The sequence below is a fragment of the Caulobacter sp. GW821-FHT09H08 genome (genome assembly GCF_059415885.1).
In genome coordinates, this window is record NZ_JBWKOC010000006.1 from 72,584 (window position 1) to 92,955 (window position 20,372).

Here is a 20,372-nt window from a genome sequence, read left to right on the forward strand (position 1 = left end):
GGTCGATCCGGACGTCCGCCATCGTCTCAAGCCTTAGGCGGCGGTCAGCTGGCCAGCGGACATTTTGCCGCTGCGCTGGTCGCGCTCGAGTTCGAAGTTGACCTTCTGGCCTTCGTCGAGCGAGCCGAGGCCCGAGCGTTCGACGGCCGAGATGTGCACGAACACGTCGGCGCTGCCGTCGCTGGGCTGGATGAAGCCGAAGCCCTTGGTGGAGTTGAACCACTTCACGGTGCCGGTAGCCATGGGGTATTCCTTACATGATGGAAGACGCGCGGCCCGAAGCGAGCCGCGTGATCAAAATTTCGGAGAGGATTTGGGGTGGCTCGGGAGCTCGATCCGAAGAGCAAGCGTGGAGAGCGGCCGAACCGGTTCGATATTCGATGAAATATACCATGCGCGCGTTGATGGAAAATGGCAAGGATTTTCCGAATTATTATTCAGCAGCGCGTCGTTTTGTCCTGTATTCATTGGGTATGATTTCTATTTTCAAGCTGTTTATTCGATGCCTGTAGCCAAGCTTCAGAAGGCCCCGCGGACGGGCAGCGGGACCTTGAGGATCGCGCGTTCGGAGGAGGCCGTGGACTTCTCGCTCCTGGTCGCCAACGGGGTTGGCGGGCGCAAGACCGGCAAGGGCAGCCTTACGGGCGCGCCGGCCCTGCTCCGGGACGCCTTCCGGGCGGGGGCGTGTCGCCTGACCCTGGATGACGGCGTGACGCTGGACATCGCCGTCATCGCCCACACCGAAGGCGGCGACGTGGCCTATTTCGAGTTGCGCTAGACCGTAGCCAGGGCTCGCTTCCGCGCTTTTCGACGCATGTCCACCGGCGTAGAACGGCGCAGCAAGCTTTGATTAACCCTGCGGTCCGACTCTCCGGCCATGGCCACCAACGCGACACACGCCTTTGCCCGTACCGACCGCACCGCGCTCGGCATCTGGTGGTGGACGACGGATCGCTGGCTGCTGGGCGCGACCGCCCTGCTGGTGACCCTGGGCATGCTGCTGTCGTTCGCCTCGAGCCCGGCCGCGGCCCAGCGGATCGGCATCGACGACCAGTTCCACTTCGCCCTGCGCATGTGCTTCTTCGCCAGCGCGTCGACGGTGCTGATGCTCGGCGTGTCGATGCTGTCGCCCAAGGGGATCCGGCGCGCGGCCTTCTTCATCTATATCGGCGCGATCGCGATCATGATCGCCTTGCCGTTCATCGGCCACAACGCCAAGGGCGCCACGCGCTGGCTGCAGTTCGGCGGCTTCACCCTGCAGCCCTCCGAATTCATGAAACCCGCCCTGATCATCCTGGTTTCCTGGATGTTCTCCGAGGGGCAGAAGGGCGAGGGCGTGCCGGGCGTCTCGATCGCCTTCCTGCTCTATTTCATCGCCGTGGCCCTGCTGCTGATCCAGCCCGACGTCGGCCAGACCGTGCTGATCACCGTCGCCTTCGGGGCCGCCTTCTGGATGGCCGGGGTGCCGATCTCGTGGATCATGGGCCTGGGCGCGGTGGCCCTGGCGGGACTGGGCTCGACCTACTTCCTGTTCGACCACGTGCACGCCCGCGTGCAGAAGTTCCTCAGCCCCGACCAGGCCGACACCCACCAGGTGACCCGCGCCGCCGAGGCCATCCGCGCCGGCGGCTTCTTCGGGCGCGGCCCGGGCGAGGGCGTCATGAAGCGCCACGTGCCTGACCTGCATACCGACTTCATCTATTCGGTCGCGGCCGAGGAATACGGCCTGGTCTTCTCGTGGGCCCTGATCGCCATCTTCGCCTTCGTGGTGGTGCGCGGCCTCTACAAGGCGATGAAGCTGAACGACTCGTTCGAGCAGGTGGCGGCGGCCGGTCTGTTCGTGCTGGTGGGGCAACAGGCCATCATCAATATCGCCGTGAACTTGAACATGATCCCGACCAAGGGCATGACGCTTCCGTTCATCAGTTACGGGGGCTCCTCGATGCTCGCGATGGGTTTGACGCTGGGCATGGCCCTGGCCTTGGTGCGCAAGCGCCCCGGCGCCTACGGGGCGACGGGCGAGTTCGGCGCGGGTTCCTACGCGTAAGATGAGCAAGCTGGCAGTCGTCGCCGCCGGGGGAACCGGCGGCCATATGTTTCCCGCCCAAGCCCTGGCCGAAGCGCTATCGGCGCGCGGCTGGCGCGTGGTTCTCGCCACCGACGATCGCGGCGCGATGTACGCCGACAAGTTCCCGGCCGAGGAGCGCCTGGCGCTGTCTGCCGCCACGGCCAAGTCCAACGACCCGCTGGGCATGATCAAGGCCGGCTTCGTGGTGCTGCAGGGCGTGATCGAGGCCCGCGCGGCCTTCAAGCGCCTGGACCCGGCCGTCGTGGTCGGCTTCGGCGGCTATCCCGCCCTCCCGGCCCTGCTGGGCGCGCTGAGCCAGAAGCGCCCGACGGTGATCCATGAGCAGAACGCGGTCCTGGGCCGCGTGAACCGCTTCCTGGCCCCGCGCGTCGACGAGGTCGCCTGCGCCTTCCCGACGCTGCAGATGGCCAATCCGCGGGTGAAGGCCCGCGCCCATGTCGTGGGCAATCCGGTGCGCCCGCCGGTGCGCGAGCTCTACGAGGTGCCCTATCTGGCGCCGGAAGTGCAGCTGCGGGTGCTGGTCACCGGCGGCAGCCAGGGCGCGCGGCTGCTGTCCGAACTGATCCCCGAGGCCATCGCCAAGCTGCCGGAAGACATGCGCGGCCGCCTGAAGGTGTTCCAGCAGGCCCGCGCCGAGAGCATGGAAGCCGCCCGCAAGATCTACCGCAACGCCATGGTCGACTGCGAGGTCGCGCCGTTCTTCCGCGACATGGCCGGCTATCTGCGCCAGTCGCACCTGGTGGTCGGCCGCTCGGGCGCCTCGACCTGCACCGAGCTGGCGGTGGCCGGCCGTCCGTCGATCCTGGTCCCGCTGAAGATCGCCGCCGACGACCACCAGCGCTTCAACGCTAGGCTCCTGGAAGAGGCGGGCGGCGCGGCAGTGTGCCTCGAGGATGAGCTGACGGTGGATGTCATGACCGCCGCCTTGAAGGCCCTGCTGTCCAAGCCCGAGCGGCTGGAAAAGATGGCCGTCGGCGCACGCAGCGTGGCCAAGCCGAACGCGGCGGAAGAGCTGGCCGACCTAGTGGAGCGGGCGGCGCGGTAGGATTTCTTCTGGTATAGGCTGAGGGGGCTAGGCGTGAATATCGATGCTATCCACTTATGTCCTACCAATGATCAGCTCGCGCGCTTTGGTCAAATAGGAGACTATATCGGCGGTGTATGGGGGACTATAATATCCTTCATTACGTTAGTTGTCGTCTTTGCAACTTGGAATCAAACTAGAAATGCCGCTCGCTTGCAAGAGACGGTAACTATCCTAGCCGAGATGCTGAAAACCCACGATGCCATTGCTGGATTCGGCGAAGCGGGGTTTTGGAGCCGCTCCGGTACCCCCTCGATAATGTTGAGGGAGTTCAGCGCGATATATAAAATTACGAAGAAAATTGTGCCGGATGATCACGCTTGGTCAATCCTGGATAGGATAGATGTATCTTATACATTTGCCTTTTTTGGGCCAAATACTAGTGCGGAGCACTCACTAAGTGCATATGGTGACAATGAAATTAGAAATTTAAGCGCTTCTATATCGAGATTGAAGCATAGGGCTGGAAAATACAACAATCTTTTCATTGGTCATCAAACTATTCTTTCTCAATATCTGAGAAATATGTTCTCGATGTATGTATTTGTCGATTCTGCAAAATTGAACCGCGCTCAGAAATTGAGTTTGTCAAAAATTATAAGAACAAAATTGTCAAACTATGATCAAGCAATTCTCGCTCTCAACATAATGTCTCATCTTGGGGGAGAATGGGAGAGGTTGAATTTGGTCAACAAATACAAGCCGATTTCAAATGTTCCTGAGCGATTCTTTGGCTTTGATGCGAATTTCAACATCAAATCGCGTTTTCCTGAGATTAGCTTCGAGTGGGAGCGGGGTGCAGAACGAGGGGGCTCTTTCGTTCGTCATCTGTCGGGATAGTTGGCAGAAGCTCTGAAGGCTAAGGCTCCGCCCCCGTCTCGATCAGCGGCCGGCCGATCTTCACCGCCGCTTCGACGCTAAACGCCAACGGAGCTTTGGCGAACGGTCGCCAGCCGTCGCAGACCACCTTGGCCACCGCCTCGTCGGCGCTGCCCATCGGCAAAGGCGCAGCAGGCCGTAAGTCCCCCGTGACCGGCCCCTCGCGCCCACCCGCCCGGATGCTGCCGAACCCCGCGTGAGCGATCGTCCGCGCCTCGCAGTCGATGACCTCATGACGCCAGCCGCCCCAGAACTCTTCCGTGCCAGCCTTGAAGCCGCCCTCGGTGACCTGCAGCACGCGGAGCTTCGCTGTACGGCCGGTCCACTGGACGCTTCCCATGTCGACGAACACCGCGAACCGGCCGACATCGGCCAGCCGCAGTTCAAGCGTGGCCGGAAGCGGAGCCGGGGAGGGGGTCTGGGCAAGCGCGGGCGTCGTCCACATCATGACCGCCAAGAGGGCGTTTCGCGGCGCGCGGAATTGGTCTAATCGGCTTTTCATGATCCAGCGTCGACGCCCCGTACCCTTCGAACTCGGCCCCGTGCACTTCATCGGCATCGGCGGCATTGGCATGTCCGGCATCGCCGAGATCATGATCCGTATCGGCTACACCGTTCAAGGCAGCGACGCCAAGGCCAGCGCCAATACCGAGCGGCTGGAAAAGCTGGGCGCGCGGATCTTCATCGGCCACGAGGCCGCCCACGTCGAGGGCGCGTCGGCCATCGTCTATTCCACGGCCGTGAAGGCCGACAATCCCGAGATGGTCGCCGGCCGCGACCGCCGCCTGCCGCTGGTCCGCCGCGCCGAGATGCTGGCCGAGCTGATGCGCCTGCAGTTCTCGGTCGCCGTCGGCGGCACGCACGGCAAGACCACCACGACCTCGATGGTCGCGGCCCTGCTGGACGCGGGCGATCTGGATCCGACCGTGGTCAACGGCGGCATCATCAACGCCTACGGCACCAACGCCAAGGTCGGCGAGGGCGACTGGATCGTCGTCGAGGCCGACGAGAGCGACGGCTCGTTCCTGAAGCTGAAGTCCACGGTGGCCATCGTCACCAACATCGACGCCGAGCACCTGGACCACTGGGGCGACTTCGACGCGGTGAAGAAGGGCTTCCAGGACTTCATCCAGAACATCCCGTTCTACGGCTTCGCGGCGGTCTGCACCGACCACCCGGAAGTCCAGGCCCTGACCTCGCGCGTCGAGAACCGTCGCCTGGTCACCTATGGGACGAACCCGCAGGCCGAGGTCCGGGTGTCGAACATCGAGATGGGCCCGGAAGGCGCGACCTTCGACATCGTCGTTTCGCCGCGCGACGGCGAGCAGGTCCGCTACGACGGCCTGAAGATGCCGATGGCCGGCCATCACAACGTGCTGAACGCCACCGCCGCCGTGGCCGTGGCCCGCGAGCTCAGCGTCGATGCCGAGTCGATCCGCAAGGGCCTGGCCGACTTCGGCGGGGTCAAGCGCCGCTTCACTACCACGGGTGTCGCCAACGGCATCCGCGTCGTCGACGACTACGGCCACCACCCGGTCGAGATCGCCGCCGTGCTGAAGGCCGCCCGCGCCGTGACGCCGAACGGCAAGGTCATCGCCGTGGTCCAGCCGCACCGCTACACCCGCCTGCGCGACCTGATGACCGAGTTCAGCAGCTGCTTCAACGACGCCGACACCGTGGTCGTCGCCGACGTCTATACGGCCGGCGAGCAGCCGATCGAGGGCGTCGATCGCGACCACCTGGTCGAGGGCCTCAAGAAGTTCGGGCACCGCCGCGCCCTGCCGCTGGAGAATCCGGCGGCCCTGCCGGCCCTGATCGCCCAGGAAGCCAAGAGCGGCGACCTGGTCGTCCTGCTGGGCGCCGGCGACATCACCAGCTGGTCCTACGCCCTGCCAGGCCAGCTGGAAGCGCTGGCTAAATGAAGCCGGACCGCTGGCTCGCGGCCAAGGCCGCGATCGTCGTCACGGTGATCGCGTATCTGGCCGGAAGCTGGTGGTTCACCGAGCGGCTGGCGAACCAGCGGCCCAAGGCGCCGGCCGGCGTGTTCGTCGTCCCGTTCAAGCAGCATGGCGCGGTGACCTACGTCACCTCGGGCGAGCACTGGGCCCATATCGCCCTGATCGTGGGCGGCGTCCTGCTGGTCCTGGCCTGGTGGACGGTCGAGCACTTTGAGAAACGCTCCAGGACGCGCTAGAGCGTCTCGTATGACCTGGAAGACTCAACTCCCGACCGTCCGCGGCAAGCTGCTGATCGACGAGGCCCTGGCGCCCTTCACCTGGTTCCGCGTCGGCGGTCCGGCCGACGTGGTGTTCCTGCCGGCCGACGAGCAGGACCTGTCGGACTTCCTGAAGGCCCTGGACCCGGCCGTGCCGGTCCTGGCCATCGGCGTGGGCTCGAACTTGCTGGTTCGCGACGCGGGCGTCGACGGCGTGATCATCCGGCTGGGTCGGGGCTTCAACACGGTCGAGGCCCTGGGCGACAACCGCATCAAGGCCGGCTCGGCCGTGCCGGACGCCATCCTGGCCCGCAAGGCGGCCGAGGCCGGCATCGCGGGGCTCGAGTTCTATGCCGGCATCCCCGGCACGATCGGTGGCGCGGTGATCATGAACGCGGGTTGCTACGGCTCCGAGACGGTCAACGTCATCAAGTCGGCGCGCGTGATGAACCGCCAGGGCGAGGTGTCCGAGATCTCGGGCGAGGGGTTCGGCTACACCTACCGCCACAGTGACCTGATGGGCGCGGACCTGATCGTGCTGGACGCGATCTACGAAGGAACCGCCGACGAGCCCGAAGCGATCAAGGCCCGCATGGCCGAGATCACCAGCCGCCGCGAGACCACCCAGCCGATCCGCGAGAAGACCGGCGGCTCGACCTTCAAGAACCCGCCGGGCCATTCCTCCTGGAAGCTGGTCGACGAGGCCGGCTGGCGTGGGAAGGCTTTCAGCGCGAGCGGGAAAGAGGGCGGCGGGGCTATGTTCTCGCCGCTGCACAGCAACTTCCTGATCAACACCGGCGAGGCGACCGCCGCCGACCTGGAAGGCCTGGGCGAGGCGGTCCGCGCCGACGTGCTGGCCAAGACCGGCGTGCAGCTGGACTGGGAAATCAAGCGGATCGGGCGATCTTGATTCTCTGCTCCCCCGCTGGGGGAGCTGTCGCGCAGCGACTGAGGGGGCTAGTGCGGCCGAAGCCCAGCTGCCCCCTCCGGCCCTCTGGGCCACCTCCCCCTGTGGGGGAGGAGAAAACACAGGCGCCGGGCTTTCTTACCGACAGTTAACGCGGCTGCTGACTCCCCCTGGCGCGAACCGGTGCTATGACTCCCGCGCCATTGGGGAGAATCCTTGCTCATGTATCGTCGTTTTCTGATCGCTACCGCCGCGCTCGCCCTGATTTCGGGCGCCGCCCACGCTCAGACCGCCAAGCCGGCGAAGGGCAGCAAGGCTGCTCCGGCCGCCGCCCAAGCCCCCGTGGCCCCCGTCGATCCGGCCGTCACCGCCGCGGCCCTGCGCGACAAGGCCCTGCTGGACCGCACGGCCTGGGAGATCACCGAGGATCTCACCACCAATATCGGCCCGCGCCTGGTCGGCTCGCCGGCCATGGAGCGCGCCAAGGACTGGGGCGCGGCCAAGCTGAAGGCCCTGGGCTTCACCGACGTGAAGGTCGAGCAGTTCGCCAAGCCGTCGTGGACGCGCGGCGAGGAGAGCGCCTGGCTGGTCGGCCCGTATCCGATGAAGCTGGACATCATCGGTCTGGGTCGCACGATCCCGACCCCGGCTGAAGGCATCGAGGCCGACGTCGCGCTGTTCCGCACCTATGCCGACATGATCGCCGCGCCGGAAGGCGCGCTGAAGGGCAAGATCGCCGTCATCACCCAGCCGATGGTCCGCACCCAGGACGCTTCGGGCTACGGCATCGCCGGCATCTCGCGCCGTTCGGGTCCGGTCGAGGCCGCCAAGCGCGGCGCCGTGGCCCTGCTGATCCGCTCGATCTCGACCTCAGACTCGACCGTGCCGCACACCGGCGTGACGGGCTTCGGCCCTGACGTCGTCACCATCCCCGCCGCCGCCATGGGCGTGCCGGAAGCCGAGCAGCTGGAGCGCCTGGCCAAGAAGGGCCCGCTGCGCATCAAGCTGAAGCTGGCCTCGACCATCGATCCCAACGACGTCGCCTGGAACATCTCGGGCGAGATCAAGGGCTCGGAGAAGCCGGACGAGATCATCGTCATCGGCGGCCACCTGGACAGCTGGGACGTCGGCACCGGCGCCCTGGACGACGCCACGGGCATCGGCATCACCACGGCTGCCGCCAAGCTGATCGGCGAGCTGCCCAAGCGTCCCAAGCGCACCATCCGCGTCGTGATGTGGGGCTCGGAAGAGAGCGGCGGTTCGTCGGAAGCCTATCTGGAGGCCCACAAGGCCGAGGTGCCGAAGATCGTCCTGGCCGGCGAAAGCGACGAGGGTGCGGACAACATCTTCTCGCTGAAGCTGCCGGCCGGCGCCCAGGGCACGCCGTTCGCGACCACGGTCGCCAACGTGCTGCTGCCGCTGAAGATCAACGTCGCGCGTGAAGCCGCCCGCAACGGCGGCGCCGACATCACGGGTCTGGAAACCGCCGGCGTGCCGTCGGTCGAGATGCGTCAGGACGCCGGTCGCTACTTCGACTACCACCACACCATGGACGACACCCTGAACAAGGTCCGTCCGAACGAGCTGGCGCAGAACGTCGCCGCCTGGACCAGCTTCATCTACCTGGTGGCCGACACCGACGTCGATTTCCGCGCGCTCAAGGCCGCGGCGCCGGCGGCGAAGTAGGGGGTTACGAGCGCCCCTTCCGTCACGAGGCTTCGCCTCGCGCCACCTCCCCCGTGTCACGGGTGAGGAGGATCTTCTCTTCCCCTGCGAGGGGGGGGGAGGTGGATCGGCGCGAATATGCGACGAGACGGAGGGGCGCTCACCGCGTCTTCCTGTTGGCAGGCGCGCTCAGGCTGACTAGGACTGGCTGACCATCCAGCCCCTCCCAAGAGTCGCCTTCCCATGACCCAGCAGCCCTTGTCTGGCCGCCACATCGCCGTCCTGCTCGGCGGCCCTTCGTCGGAACGCGAGGTCAGCCTGGTGTCGGGCCGCGAGTGCGCCGATGCGCTGGAGCGGCTGGGGGCCAAGGTCACCCGGATCGACGCGGGGCGCGATCTCGCCCAGGTGCTGACCGCCGCCAAGCCGGAGGTCGTGTTCAACGCCTTGCACGGCGAATGGGGCGAGGACGGGTGCGTCCAAGGCATCCTGGAGACCCTGAAGCTTCCCTACACCCACTCGGGCGTTCTGGCCTCGGCGCTGGCCATGGACAAGGCCAAGGCCAAGGCCGTGCTGGCGGCCGCCGGCGTGGTCGTCCCGGGCGGCGGCCTCTACAACCGACACGATGTCGCGCGCGACCATGTGTTGCAGCCGCCTTATGTCGTTAAGCCCAATGCCGAGGGCTCGTCGGTCGGGGTGTTCCTGGTGTTCGAGGGGGCGAACCGTCCGCCGGAAGAACTTGCCTCGCCGGCCTGGACTTTCGGCGAGGAAGTGATGGTCGAACCCTATATCCGGGGGTTGGAATTGGCTGTGGCCGTCATGGGTGAGTCAAATGGTCCCAGGGCCCTGGCGGTGACCGATATCCGTGCATCCACAGGTTTTTACGACTACGAAGCCAAGTACTCCGAGGGTGGTTCGATCCACGTCCTACCGGCCCCAATCCCTGATGGCGTAAGGGATCGCGCGATGCGGATGGCCGAGTTGGCGCACTCGGCTCTTGGTTGCCGAGGTGTGACCCGCTCGGACCTCCGTTATGACGACATTAACGACCTTCTGGTCCTTCTAGAGGTCAACACGCAGCCCGGCATGACACCGACTTCGCTCGCTCCCGAGCAAGCCGATCACGTCGGGATCCCGTTTGACCAGTTAGTTTTGTGGATCGTGGAGGACGCTTATGCCCGCTGTAGTGCGGGGGGGACCGCCTAAGCCTAGGCGACCCCGGGCCGAAGCGCCCGCAAGTCCGAGCAAAGGCAAGCCGGCGCCCCGGGGGGCGCAGCCGGCCGCGAAGTTGCACGCCGCCAAGGGCGTGGGTTTGTCGCCCACGGTGGCCTTGAGCGTAGCGGGCGCGGCCTTGGGTCTTGGTCTTGTGGTGATGCTTGCGACCGGACACCGCGCCGAGCGGATCGGCGCGACGATGGTCCATGGCGTCGACAACAGCTTCGCGTCCGCCGGTTTCAAGTTGAAGACCGTCCACATTCGGGGCGCGTCCGCGACGGCCCAGGCCGACATCCTGCAGGCCTCGGGCCTGTACCTGAACCAGCCGACCTTGGGGATGGACCTGAACGACGTCCGCACCCGCGTGCAGGGCGTGGGCTGGGTGAAGGACGCGAAAGTCGTGCGCATGCTACCCGACACCGTGCTGATCGCGGTGGAGGAGCGACCGGCGCTGGCCGTCTGGCAGAACCAGGGCCGCATGAAGGTAATCGACGGCGAAGGCCAGGTGATCAGCGAGGCCGACCCGGCCCGCTTCCCCGCGCTTCCGCTGGTGGTGGGGCAGGGCGCCGACCAGGCCGCGGGATTGATCCTGCCGGCCGTGGCTTCGCGTCCTCGCCTGCGTGATCGTCTCGAGGCGCTGGTGCGCGTCGACGATCGTCGTTGGGATCTTCGTCTGAAGGACGGCTCGCTAATTCAGCTGCCGGCCATTGACGAAGAATCCGCGCTGATTCAATTGGATCAGCTCGACCAACGGCAGCGAATCTTGGACATGGGATTTGCGCGGATCGATCTGCGCGACCCCGAAATGGTTGCTGTTCGACCCCGCGACGCCGTGCTCCCCGGAGCACCGGCGGCCGATGGGGCGTAAACGACGTGATGGGCTGAGGTGGCAATAGCGATGTCGCGAATGGAAGAACGGAAGCAGGCGCGCGAGGGCCTGAAGGCCACGCTCGTGCGCCAGCCCGCCATCGCGGCCGTCGACCTGGGCGCGTCGAAGGTGACGTGCTTCATCATGAAGGCCGACGGCGTGCACCGCGACAACCGCACCCTGACGACGTCGGGCGTGGGCTACGTCCAGTCGCGCGGCGTGCGTGGCGGCGCCATCGTCAACCTCGACGAGGCCGCTCAAGCCATCGCCCAGGCCGTCGAGCGCGCCGAGACCGTGGCCGGCGTCAACGTCCAGGGCGTCAGCGTCTGCACCGCCGGTGGTCAACTGGCCTCCAACCGCGTCCACACCCAGGTCTCGCTGGGCGCCCGCCCGATCGGCGACGGCGATCTGTCGCGCGCCATCGCTTCGGCCCTGGCCCAGGTTCGTATTCCCGGCCGCAAGCCGATCCACCTGCTGCCCATCGCCTGGTCGGTCGACGGCCAGCGCGGCATTCGCGACCCGCGCGCCATGTTCGGCCGCTCGCTGGGTCTTGAACTCCTCGTGGTCTCGGTCAACGAGAACATCTTCCACACGCTCGCCCATTGCGTCGAACGCGCCCACCTGTCCTTCGAAGGCGTGGTCGCAGCGCCCTTCGCCTCGGCCCTGGCGGCCCTGGAAGAGGACGAGATGGACCTGGGCGCGGTCTGCATCGACATGGGCGGCGGCTCGACCTCGGTGGCCGTGTTCAACAACGGAGCCCTGTGCCACGTCGACAGCCTGGCCGTCGGCGGCGGGCACGTGACCCAAGACATCGCGCGCGGCCTGCAGACCTCGGTGGTCGGCGCCGAGCGCATCAAGACCCTGCATGGTTCGGCGATCGCTTCGGCGAACGAAGACCGCGAGATGATCGAGGCGCCGCCGCGTGGCGACGATCCGGGCGCCGGTCCGGTGATCGCGCCGCGCTCGCTGCTCAAGGGCATCATCCAGCCGCGCGTCGAAGAGACCCTGGAACTGCTGCGCGAGCGCCTGAAGGCCTCGGGCGCGCCGGTCGAGCCGGGCGCGGGCATCGTCCTGACCGGCGGCGCCAGCCAACTGGCCGGCGTCCGCGAAGTCGCCGTTCGTGTGTTCGACCGTCCGGTGCGCCTGGGCCGTCCGCGCCGGGTGCCGCACCTGGCCGACGCCGCCTCGGGGCCGGCCTTCTGCGCCGCCGCCGGCACCCTGCACCGCACCGCCTTCGGGCCCCGCGAAGCCGTTTCCTCGAAGGCTCTGGCTGGCGGCGTCGCCCGTAAACGCCCGCTGGATCCGAACGCCAGCCCGATGGCCAAGGCGGCCGCTTGGCTGCGTGACAACCTCTAGAGTGGGTCTGTAGCCACGCTCCAATCTTCAAGCGTGATTAACTCTACTGCTTAACTTTAAAGGCCCGGTCGAGCTTCTCGGCCGGGCCTTTTGCTGCTCTAAGCGGCCTATATTCGCCAGAATTCCCGCTCAGCGTCGTTCCGTCGCACGCGCCTGTGGATCCCCTGCGGAACCCTTGGTTCGCTTGGAGATTCTGTTGATAGATCACAATTTATCCCATGGCCGCGCTCGACCAGACCACGACTCAGATTATGCAGTTAACTGCCGATTAACGATGGTGGTTGTTCTGTTAACACGATCGTCGAGGCATCCCCGGCGATTGGGTGTCGCCGAGGTCTTTATTTGACGATTTCGGCGTTAGGACGCGAGGGTCCCATGGCTATTTCTCTTTCCGCGCCGCGTACGACCGAGCTGAAGCCGCGTATCGTGGTCTTCGGTGTTGGCGGCGCTGGCGGCAATGCCGTGAACAACATGATCGAGGCTGGCCTCGAAGGTGTTGAGTTCGTGGTGGCCAACACCGACGCACAACAGCTCCAGTTCGCGAAAACGGACCGACGCATCCAGCTCGGCGTGCAGATCACGCAGGGCCTCGGCGCCGGCGCGCACCCCGAAGTGGGCATGAGCGCCGCCGAAGAGTCGTTCCCGGAGATCGGTGAGCACCTCGACGGCGCCCACATGGTCTTCATCACCGCCGGCATGGGCGGCGGCACCGGCACCGGCGCTGCCCCGATCATCGCCAAGTGCGCCCGTGAGCGCGGCATCCTGACCGTCGGCGTCGTGACCAAGCCCTTCCACTTCGAAGGTCGTCACCGCATGCGCCTGGCCGATAGCGGCATCCAGGAACTGCAGCGCTACGTCGACACCCTGATCGTCATTCCGAACCAGAACCTGTTCCGTGTCGCCAACGAACGCACGACCTTCGCCGAAGCGTTCGGCATGGCCGACCAGGTCCTGCACTCGGGCGTTCGTTCGATCACCGACCTGATGGTTCTGCCGGGCCTGATCAACCTCGACTTCGCCGACGTCCGCACGGTCATGACCGAGATGGGCAAGGCGATGATGGGCACCGGCGAGGGCACCGGCGAAGACCGCGCCCTGATGGCCGCTCAGAACGCCATCGCCAACCCGCTGCTGGACGAAGTCTCGCTGAAGGGCGCCAAGGCCGTGCTGGTCAACGTGACCGGCGGCATGGACATGACCCTGCTGGAAGTCGACGAGGCCGCCAACGCGATCTCCGACCAGGTCGATCCGGAAGCCAACATCATCTTCGGTGCGGCCTTCGATCCGTCGCTGGAAGGCGTGATCCGTGTGTCGGTGGTCGCCACCGGCATGGACGGCGCCTCGATCGCCCAGATCGAGCCCAAGCCCGTCACCCGCAACACCACGACCCAGCCGCTGATCGCGGAGACCTCGCGTCCCGCGCCGCAGCCGGAACCGGCCCGTCCGACCGCCCGCTACGAAGCGGCCCGTCCGGCCGAGCGTCCTTCGTCGGCCTTCGCGCCGGAGCCGACCCTGGCTCCCGAGCCGGAGATCGTCATGGCCGCCGCGCCGCAGCCGCAGCCGGAACCGGAAGCCGAGTTGTATTACGACGAGCCGACCGTCGCCGAAGAACCGCGCATCACCGCGGCTCCGGCTCGGACGGTGACCCGCATCGTCGACCCGATGGTCGAGGAAGCCTCGGACGAGCCGCTGTTCCCCGAGAACAATTATTACGAAGAGCGTCGTCCCCAGAAGCAGGGTGGCTGGCTCTCGATGTTCGGTGGCAACCGCCAGCGTTACGAGCAACAGCCGTCGGCGCCGCAGCCGCAGGCCCGCTCGAGCCAAAGCGCCCGTCCGGCCCTGCAGCCGCTCGAGACGCCGCAGACCGACGACGGCGAAGACCTCGAAATCCCGTCCTTCCTGCGCCGACTGGCCAACTGAAAGACGGACCCGAAAGGGAAGCTGAAATGACGAAGCGCCCCGGAGGAGACTCCGGGGCGTTTTGCTTTTCGCGGTCAGTCCGCTTCAGGCGGCTGCCGGTCGGGCGGGTGCAGCCCCTGCAGGCCTCGCCCGTTCAGGTCGCGCCGGACCTCGGCCGAGCGGCGCATGATCTCGCGCGGCGAGTTGAAATACTCGGTCGGCGACATGCCCATGTACTGGCGGAAGTCGCGGTTGAAGTGGGCCTGGTCGAAATAGTCGTCGTCGATCAGGCCGGTCAGCGGGCGGTCAAGCACGCCGCGCACCCGCTCCAGCGTGCGCTGGAAGCGCTTCTGGCGCAGCAGCGCCTTGGGCGGGAAACCGAAGGCGCGCAGGCAGATGCGGTGCAGGGTGCGTTCCGACACCCCGGCGGCTTCGGCGAAGGCGGCGACGTCCTCCGGGCTGGCCAGCAGCGCCTTGTGGGCCGCGGCGATGCGCGGGTCGGGCGCCGGCCGTGACCGCATGCGCGCGGTCAGCCAGGAATCGAGGGCCGCGCCGATGGCCGTGTCGTCCGGCGCTTCGTCGATCGCCAGGGCGATGGTCTCGGCTTCGGCATGGCCGATGACGTCGCCCAGTTCCCAGACCTTGTTGGCGATGTCGGCGGCGTCGATGTCGAACAGCCACGCCCAGCCCACGGGCGTCAGGCCCGCGCCCAGCAGGACGCCGGGGCCGGTGGATTCAAAGACGCCTGAGCGATCCGTGGGGCCGAACAACGCCGCGCGTTGGGCGGCGGGACCGGTCTTGCCGTCCAGGGTCAGCAGCCAGGTCCCGCGCGGCGTGAAGCGGATGTTGCCCGGCCCGGCCAGGTAGTTGTCGGCGAGGGCCTGGCGCGTCTCGACGATGTAGTAGGCGTCGATCAGCCTATCGAGCGCGCGGTCGGGCCGCAGCATCCGCACGGACACCGGGGGAGCAGCGTGATCGGCGGCTGTCGTCATGAGCTGGTCGTCCTCCTCGCGTCATCTTGCGAAGCGCGACGAGAGTAGCCAACCCCTGCGACGGGGGATTTTGAGTTTTCGCTGAAGAATGGGCTGCGATGTGCTCCAGAAGAACTTCCGGTGGCCGCCCGGTGGCGCCGTGATCACTGCGTCGCCTAGCCGACCTAGCGTCGAATTGTTCGAATGCACGCATCAGGGCAGGCGTGTGATCTGCGGGGGCGGACCGCCACCGCCTCCGCAAGTCCACTCGCTGTTCCTGTCCACGAAGCAGTAGTGGCTGTTGACGATCCGCCGGCGCTCGGCCTGGCCCGGCGACTGCTCGCAGACGACGTAGCGGCTCTTGACCAGGTACATGATCGCGTTGGGCGGCGCGGCCGTGTTGACGCGCATGGCGCCGACGCCCGGGACCTGGCTGACCACGTTGCGCACGGGCGGCCCTACCGAAAAGGCCTCGAAGGTGACGCCGTACCAATAGGGCGCGCGGGTCGCCATGGTGTAGCTGTCGGCGATCTTGCGCTGGAAGAGGGCGGCCGAGGCCGGCGTGGCGCCGCTTGCTACGCCTGAATAGGGCGTGTGCGGACATTCGCCGACCAGGGCCGCGCCCGGACCGGTTCTCGGCGGTGGGGCGGCGGCGCCCATGGCCGCATAGCCGGCGCGCGCCTGGGTGGGCGTCAGCATCGGCTGGCCGCGACTGGCCCGCACCCGGTTGACGCCCTTCAGGAGGTCGCCGGCGTCCAGGGTGATCGCTCGGCCAGACGCCACGCCGTTCTCGACCAGTTGGACGTCGCATTCCATCCAGTCGTAGGTCGCGTGCTTGTGGCACGAGACGATCTTGAACACTTCGCGCCCGCCGGTCTCGATGATCGAACCCGCCGGAAAAGAGACGGGGTCGGCCTGCGGCAAGGCCGGCCCCGTCGCAGACGACCAAGCGAGGCTGGCGAGGACGATTGTTCGCAAGGTCGATTTCAAGGCTGCGGACTCCATCGAACGGTTCCATTCGACTTTCGCGGCCGATCGCGCCGAGGCTTGGAAATTCCCGCCAGGCGGTGCGGCGACGGGGCGTCCGATCGGACAATTGTCGCGACGCGGCTCCGGCGCGACCGTTCGCCCACTGTTTACGGGAGACGTCCGATGAAGCTGCTTTCCTTGACGCTGATCGCCACCGCCGCGACCGCTTTCGCCGTTCCCGCCATGGCCGGCCAATGCCGCGATCCGTGGGTGACCCAGGCCGTCCGCCAGGTCCAGGGGCGCGAGCCCAGTGGCCAGGGCGAACTGGGTGAGTGCAACATCATGCTCTACGGCAATGGTCGCTGGAGCAGCTATGCCGACCTGTTGGCCAAGGTGCAGGCCCGCTATCCCCGTATGCAGGGGAGTGGCTATTCCGGCAGCGTGCTGGCGGCTCCGAAGACCAATCCCTCCACCGGCGGCGCGGGCATCGTCGGCGCGGGCGCCGGTAACCTAGTGGGCGCCGGAGCCGGCAACATTGTCGGAGCTGGCGCGGGCAACCTCGTCGGCGCCGGGGCCGGAAATCTGGTCGGCGCGGGCGCCGGCAATCTGCAGCGCCGTAACTGATCCGGGTTCGGGCGCGGCCACGCCGCCGCGCCCGTCTCGAGGGAGACGCCGACGTGCTGAAGACGATCCTGACCCTGGGCGCGACCACCGCCGGCATGGCGCTGATCGCCGTCTCGCCCGCCGCCGCCCAGGAGAAGATGCGCGCCTGCCATGTCGGGCAGAAGGTGCTGATGCCGGGCGGCTATCCCGGCACGGTCTCGGCCGTCTACGGCCAGGGCGGTTGCACGGTGCGCGACGAGAAGGGGCTGGAGAGCGGCTGGGCGGCCTTCATGCTGACCCCGGTCGCCGGTTCGCCGGTGCGCAATCCGCCGCCGGTCGGCAATGCGCCGGCGCCCGGCGACTACCAATGCCATGGCGGCTCGGCGGGGAACATGAAGCTGCGGTTCTTCCCTGGCAACGCCTACGCCAACGAGCAGGGCTCGCGGGGGAGCTACAAGTTCCGGCCCAGCGGGCAGATGGAGTTTTTGTCCGGCCCCTGGGCGGGCTTCTACGCCAAGACGCTCGAGCCCGGAAAAGTCGGCCTCACCTCGCGGGCCGACGGGACCTTCTACCAGATGACCTGCGACAAGCGCTGAGCTGCGTCGTCGTTGGCGGAAATTTCCAAGCCCTCCACCTCGGGGCGTGGAACTCACTCGGAGCGTTCCGGCGGCGCCGGGCCGCGATCGAACGGGGTGACACAATGGCGACGATCATGGGGGCAGTTTGATGGGCGCGCTGGCCTATGCGCGCCCCGCGCTGGCGGCGCTGACCTCTCGCGAAGGCGAATGCCTGACCTGGGCCGCGCGCGGCAAGACCGCGTGGGAGACGAGCCGGATCCTCTCGATCTCGGAATCCGCGGTGAAGAAGCACCTGTGCTCGGCCGCGGCCAAGCTGAACGCCAGCACCGGCGGGCACGCCATCGCCATCGGCCTCAGTCGCGGCCTGATCGCCCTCTAGAACTGTTTGCGCAGGGTCAGTCGGACGGCGCGGCCCACCGGGTCCATGTAGTCGGGCTGATAGGCCTGGGGCGTGCGGCCCAGGGCGTCGCGGACGCGCTGCTTGGTGTTGAAGACGTTGTCGACCGCCAGGTTCAGCCAGACCCCTTTTAGCCCAGGATAGCGCTTGATCAGCACCGGGCGGGCGGACAGGTCGGCGAAGGCTTGCACGCCGACGATCGGCAGGTCGGAGAAGCTGAGATCGTCACCCTTCGGTCCGCCGTCGACCCAGGTCGACGAGCGCCAGGTGGAATAGGTGAAGGCGCCGATCCCGTTCTGGAAAACGTTGGCCTGCAGCGTGACCTCGTGGCGCGGCGTGCCGCCTCGACGACCCAGCGACGCGCCGGCCAGGAGATCCAGCGGCGCCATGCCCTCGCGGATCATGACCCGGTCCTGCAGCTTCCACACGTGGGTGAGCGAGATCGACATCGAGCCTTGTTTGACGGGTCCCTTGCGTGGGGGCGGCGGCGCAGCGGGCTTGCCTGGCGTCGGCGGCTCCGGAAAGCCCCAGCGCCTGGAGAAGTTGACGCCCAGGCGCACGGATTTCTGGTCGGCGTGGGCGAAGTTGGTCGTGCGCAGGTCGACGGTCGTCAGGCGCCCCGAAGCGTCGCGGATGAATCGCTCGGGGAAGGCCGCCTCCAGTTCCGGCGAGATGGCGGGCAGGGGCGCGATCTGGTCGGCGATGCGGGTGGCCGTATAGCTGGCGGACAGCGATAGCTCGCGCTTCTCGAACGGCTTGTAGTTCAGGCTCAGGGTGGATACCCGGCGATTGTCGGCCTTCAGGCCCGGATTGCCGCCGTTGATCTGGGTCACCGCCACCGTCTGGCCGGTGGCGAAGTCGTACATCGCCACGTTCAGCGTCTGGAGGATGGGCGAGTTGATCTGCTGCGGCGACGGCTCGCCGTCCTCGCGGCGATAGTTGGCCGACAGGCTGATCCCTTTCACCGGCGTCCAGGACATGCCGGCTCCGATTGTCATCATGGCGTCGACGTCGGAGAACCGCTCGTACTGGACGTTACCGTTGACCGACACGTCGCCCAGGAAGCCCAGATGCGCGTTGCCGCGCTTGAGCAGCGGCATGTCCAGGCTGGAATAGAGGGTTGCGCGGTCGCGGATGAAGTCGCGTTCGGTCAGCACCCCCGAGCGGACGCTCTCGGAGGCCAGCCGGCGGGTGTCGACCGCGCCCTTGAACGTCGCGCGAAGGCGTCCAGTCGGCAGCTCCGCCAGCGTCCCGGCCAGGACCAGTTCGCCCTTGGCGTTGGTCGTCACCGCGTTGGCGGTGTCCTCCGGCGCGTAGCGTAGCAGCGCCGCCGGGATCGGGCCGAACGGATTGACGGTGGGGTCGCGCGCCGCCACGGCGTTGCGGAAGCCGGCGATGTCGAGACCGCGGCCGGAGCGGGTGTCGCTTTCGCTGCGGTCGAAGGCGCCGGTGAAGGTCCAGCGCCAGCCCGCGACCATGCCCAGCATAACCAGCCCCGCCTCGACCTTGTCCGTCTCGGTGCGCTGGCGCATGGCGTCGCGCGCGTCGAAGGCCCGATAGAGGGTGACGTCCTTGCCGAACGGCGAGAACGGGCTGCCGGCGGGCAGGGTCACGATGCCGGTGGGCAGGCCCTGGAAGCTGATCCGGCTGGCATGGTCGATGCCGCCGCTGAGGGTGGTGGTCACATAGCCGAGGTTGCGGTTGTAGACCGCGTCGAGCTCCAGGCTCTCGGTTCGCGCCATCAGGGTGCGCGAGGCGGTGAGGTCGTCGGTGGCGACCTGACCCGCGCCGGCCGCGAAGTCGGAGAGGCTGGGCGCGCCGGCGACGGCGGAGGCCGGGACTGGCGCCGTGGTGATCGACGCGTTGGCCAGGGCCGAGAGCGCTGCATCGATCTCCGCGCCGGACGGCGATCCGGTGATGTTGCCGGTCAGGTCGTAGGGCAGGCCATTGGCCTCCCGGACGATGTCGCGCTCGGTCTCGTACAGCGGCGAGGCCCGGGCGTAGCGCACGCTCAGGGTCCTGCGGGCTTTTTCGTCGACCTTGAAGAGGCTCACCTGCTGGTCCGTGTTCGCGAAGCCGCCGTCGGTGGAGCGTCGCCCGATGCCGGTGACGGTCTTGGCCTGGAAGTTCTTCTTCAGGACGATGTTGAGGACCTTCTGGTCGGCGCGATAGCCGTAGGCCAGGGCGGCTTCCTCGGGCAGGATCTCGGCCTTCAGCACAGCGCCCATCGGCAGGCCGCGCGAGTCCTGCGGGCCGGCGGTGCGTTGGCCGTTGATCAGGGTGACGGGCGGCTCGTCGCCGCGTCCCTTGTCGCTGCGCAGCTGCGGCTGCAGCTTGACGATCAGTTCGGCGACGGTGTTGGCGCCATAGGCCTTCAGCGTCTCTTCATCCAGCACCAGTTCCGGCTGGATCGGGCCTTCGGTCTTGCCGCGCTTCTGGCCCTCGACCGTGAGTTCGTCGACCGTGTTGGGGCTTTCGGCGCATTTGGCGGCGCGTTTCCTGGACGGCTTCAGCGACGCCTCGCAGCCGGACTTGGCCTCGTCGGCCTTGTCGTCCGGACCATCGGCCGCCTGCACCGCGCCCGCCGCCATCAAGGCTGCGGCGCCATGCAGCAGCGTCGCACCAATCCCCATGAACAGTTCCCCCGAACCTGGCGCTCAACTAGAGATGCGCCACATCC

The 20,372-nt window shown here is 67.1% G+C and carries 22 protein-coding genes; 17 read left to right on the plus strand and 5 right to left on the minus strand.

What is annotated here, in order from left to right:
* Window positions 1-33: 33 nt before the first annotated feature.
* Window positions 34-243 carry a cold-shock protein gene (locus tag AC07NN_RS20330; RefSeq protein ID WP_494645176.1) on the minus strand — a complete coding sequence of 70 codons (210 nt, stop codon included), beginning with the start codon at window positions 241-243 and terminating at the stop codon, window positions 34-36.
* A gap of 14 nt (window positions 244-257) precedes the next feature.
* Here AC07NN_RS20330 and AC07NN_RS20335 point away from each other — a divergent pair, with 14 nt between their 5' ends.
* The 5 genes from AC07NN_RS20335 to AC07NN_RS20355 all read left to right on the plus strand — a co-directional run bounded on the left by AC07NN_RS20335 (window position 258) and on the right by AC07NN_RS20355 (window position 4,013).
* The gene (locus AC07NN_RS20335; protein WP_494645178.1) at window positions 258-512 is read left to right on the plus strand and encodes a hypothetical protein; all 255 of its coding nucleotides are present in this window, start codon (window positions 258-260) and stop codon (window positions 510-512) included.
* A 65-nt stretch (window positions 513-577) separates the two neighbouring features.
* The gene (locus AC07NN_RS20340; RefSeq protein ID WP_494645180.1) at window positions 578-778 is read left to right on the plus strand and encodes a hypothetical protein; all 201 of its coding nucleotides are present in this window, start codon (window positions 578-580) and stop codon (window positions 776-778) included.
* Window positions 779-877: 99 nt separating this feature from the next.
* Window positions 878-2,047 (plus strand): putative lipid II flippase FtsW, encoded by a 1,170-nt coding sequence (gene ftsW, locus AC07NN_RS20345; protein ID WP_494645182.1) that lies wholly within the window; start codon window positions 878-880, stop codon window positions 2,045-2,047.
* Window position 2,048: 1 nt separating this feature from the next.
* The gene (gene murG / locus AC07NN_RS20350; protein WP_494645184.1) at window positions 2,049-3,134 is read left to right on the plus strand and encodes an undecaprenyldiphospho-muramoylpentapeptide beta-N-acetylglucosaminyltransferase; all 1,086 of its coding nucleotides are present in this window, start codon (window positions 2,049-2,051) and stop codon (window positions 3,132-3,134) included.
* A gap of 33 nt (window positions 3,135-3,167) precedes the next feature.
* Window positions 3,168-4,013: a putative phage abortive infection protein gene (locus tag AC07NN_RS20355; protein WP_494645186.1), complete on the plus strand. Its 846-nt coding sequence runs from the start codon at window positions 3,168-3,170 to the stop codon at window positions 4,011-4,013.
* A gap of 19 nt (window positions 4,014-4,032) precedes the next feature.
* Here AC07NN_RS20355 and AC07NN_RS20360 read toward each other — a convergent pair whose 3' ends face one another.
* The gene (locus AC07NN_RS20360) at window positions 4,033-4,554 is read right to left on the minus strand and encodes a hypothetical protein (RefSeq protein WP_494645188.1); all 522 of its coding nucleotides are present in this window, start codon (window positions 4,552-4,554) and stop codon (window positions 4,033-4,035) included.
* Between AC07NN_RS20360 and murC the strand changes: the two genes are divergently transcribed.
* From murC to ftsZ, 9 genes are all read left to right on the plus strand, one after another.
* Entirely contained in the window at window positions 4,553-5,974 is a 1,422-nt protein-coding gene (gene murC, locus AC07NN_RS20365) for a UDP-N-acetylmuramate--L-alanine ligase (RefSeq protein WP_494645190.1), read from the plus strand. The two genes, AC07NN_RS20360 and murC, sit on opposite strands and share 2 nt — an antisense overlap.
* Window positions 5,971-6,246, plus strand: a complete 276-nt coding sequence (locus AC07NN_RS20370) for a hypothetical protein (protein WP_494645192.1) — start codon at window positions 5,971-5,973, stop codon at window positions 6,244-6,246. The genes murC and AC07NN_RS20370 overlap by 4 nt, the downstream gene beginning before the upstream one ends.
* Before the next feature lie 10 nt (window positions 6,247-6,256).
* On the plus strand, window positions 6,257-7,177 hold the full coding sequence (gene murB / locus AC07NN_RS20375; protein WP_494645194.1) for a UDP-N-acetylmuramate dehydrogenase: 921 nt from the start codon (window positions 6,257-6,259) through the stop codon (window positions 7,175-7,177).
* 213 nt (window positions 7,178-7,390) lie between these two features.
* Window positions 7,391-8,860: a M28 family peptidase gene (locus tag AC07NN_RS20380; protein ID WP_494645196.1), complete on the plus strand. Its 1,470-nt coding sequence runs from the start codon at window positions 7,391-7,393 to the stop codon at window positions 8,858-8,860.
* A gap of 222 nt (window positions 8,861-9,082) precedes the next feature.
* Window positions 9,083-10,042 (plus strand): D-alanine--D-alanine ligase, encoded by a 960-nt coding sequence (locus AC07NN_RS20385; RefSeq protein ID WP_494645198.1) that lies wholly within the window; start codon window positions 9,083-9,085, stop codon window positions 10,040-10,042.
* Complete coding sequence (ftsQ, locus tag AC07NN_RS20390) at window positions 10,011-10,919, plus strand: cell division protein FtsQ (protein ID WP_494645199.1); 909 nt, start codon at window positions 10,011-10,013, stop codon at window positions 10,917-10,919. Before AC07NN_RS20385 ends, ftsQ begins: the two co-directional genes overlap by 32 nt.
* Window positions 10,920-10,949: 30 nt before the next feature.
* Window positions 10,950-12,275 carry a cell division protein FtsA gene (gene ftsA, locus AC07NN_RS20395; protein ID WP_494645201.1) on the plus strand — a complete coding sequence of 442 codons (1,326 nt, stop codon included), beginning with the start codon at window positions 10,950-10,952 and terminating at the stop codon, window positions 12,273-12,275.
* A 274-nt stretch (window positions 12,276-12,549) separates the two neighbouring features.
* On the plus strand, window positions 12,550-12,621 hold the full coding sequence (locus tag AC07NN_RS20400) for a hypothetical protein (protein WP_492860526.1): 72 nt from the start codon (window positions 12,550-12,552) through the stop codon (window positions 12,619-12,621).
* Between the two features lie 29 nt (window positions 12,622-12,650).
* Window positions 12,651-14,195 carry a cell division protein FtsZ gene (gene ftsZ, locus AC07NN_RS20405; RefSeq protein ID WP_494645203.1) on the plus strand — a complete coding sequence of 515 codons (1,545 nt, stop codon included), beginning with the start codon at window positions 12,651-12,653 and terminating at the stop codon, window positions 14,193-14,195.
* A gap of 74 nt (window positions 14,196-14,269) precedes the next feature.
* Here the strand turns inward: ftsZ and AC07NN_RS20410 are convergent, their stop codons facing one another.
* Window positions 14,270-15,166 carry an AraC family transcriptional regulator gene (locus tag AC07NN_RS20410; RefSeq protein ID WP_494645205.1) on the minus strand — a complete coding sequence of 299 codons (897 nt, stop codon included), beginning with the start codon at window positions 15,164-15,166 and terminating at the stop codon, window positions 14,270-14,272.
* Window positions 15,167-15,358: 192 nt separating this feature from the next.
* Window positions 15,359-16,069 (minus strand): hypothetical protein, encoded by a 711-nt coding sequence (locus tag AC07NN_RS20415; protein WP_494645206.1) that lies wholly within the window; start codon window positions 16,067-16,069, stop codon window positions 15,359-15,361.
* A 228-nt stretch (window positions 16,070-16,297) separates the two neighbouring features.
* Here AC07NN_RS20415 and AC07NN_RS20420 point away from each other — a divergent pair, with 228 nt between their 5' ends.
* The 3 genes from AC07NN_RS20420 (at window position 16,298) to AC07NN_RS20430 (ending at window position 17,674) form a co-directional block, all read left to right on the plus strand.
* A complete protein-coding gene (locus tag AC07NN_RS20420; RefSeq protein WP_494645208.1) occupies window positions 16,298-16,738 on the plus strand; it encodes a hypothetical protein in 441 nt (146 codons plus the stop codon).
* 53 nt (window positions 16,739-16,791) lie between these two features.
* Window positions 16,792-17,313, plus strand: coding sequence for a hypothetical protein (locus tag AC07NN_RS20425; protein ID WP_494645210.1), 522 nt, complete (start codon window positions 16,792-16,794; stop codon window positions 17,311-17,313).
* A gap of 130 nt (window positions 17,314-17,443) precedes the next feature.
* On the plus strand, window positions 17,444-17,674 hold the full coding sequence (locus AC07NN_RS20430; protein WP_494645915.1) for a LuxR C-terminal-related transcriptional regulator: 231 nt from the start codon (window positions 17,444-17,446) through the stop codon (window positions 17,672-17,674).
* On the opposite strand, the gene AC07NN_RS20435 is transcribed toward AC07NN_RS20430, so the two are convergent.
* Window positions 17,671-20,325, minus strand: coding sequence for a porin family protein (locus tag AC07NN_RS20435; protein WP_494645212.1), 2,655 nt, complete (start codon window positions 20,323-20,325; stop codon window positions 17,671-17,673). The genes AC07NN_RS20430 and AC07NN_RS20435 overlap by 4 nt on opposite strands.
* Window positions 20,326-20,372: the final 47 nt, after the last annotated feature.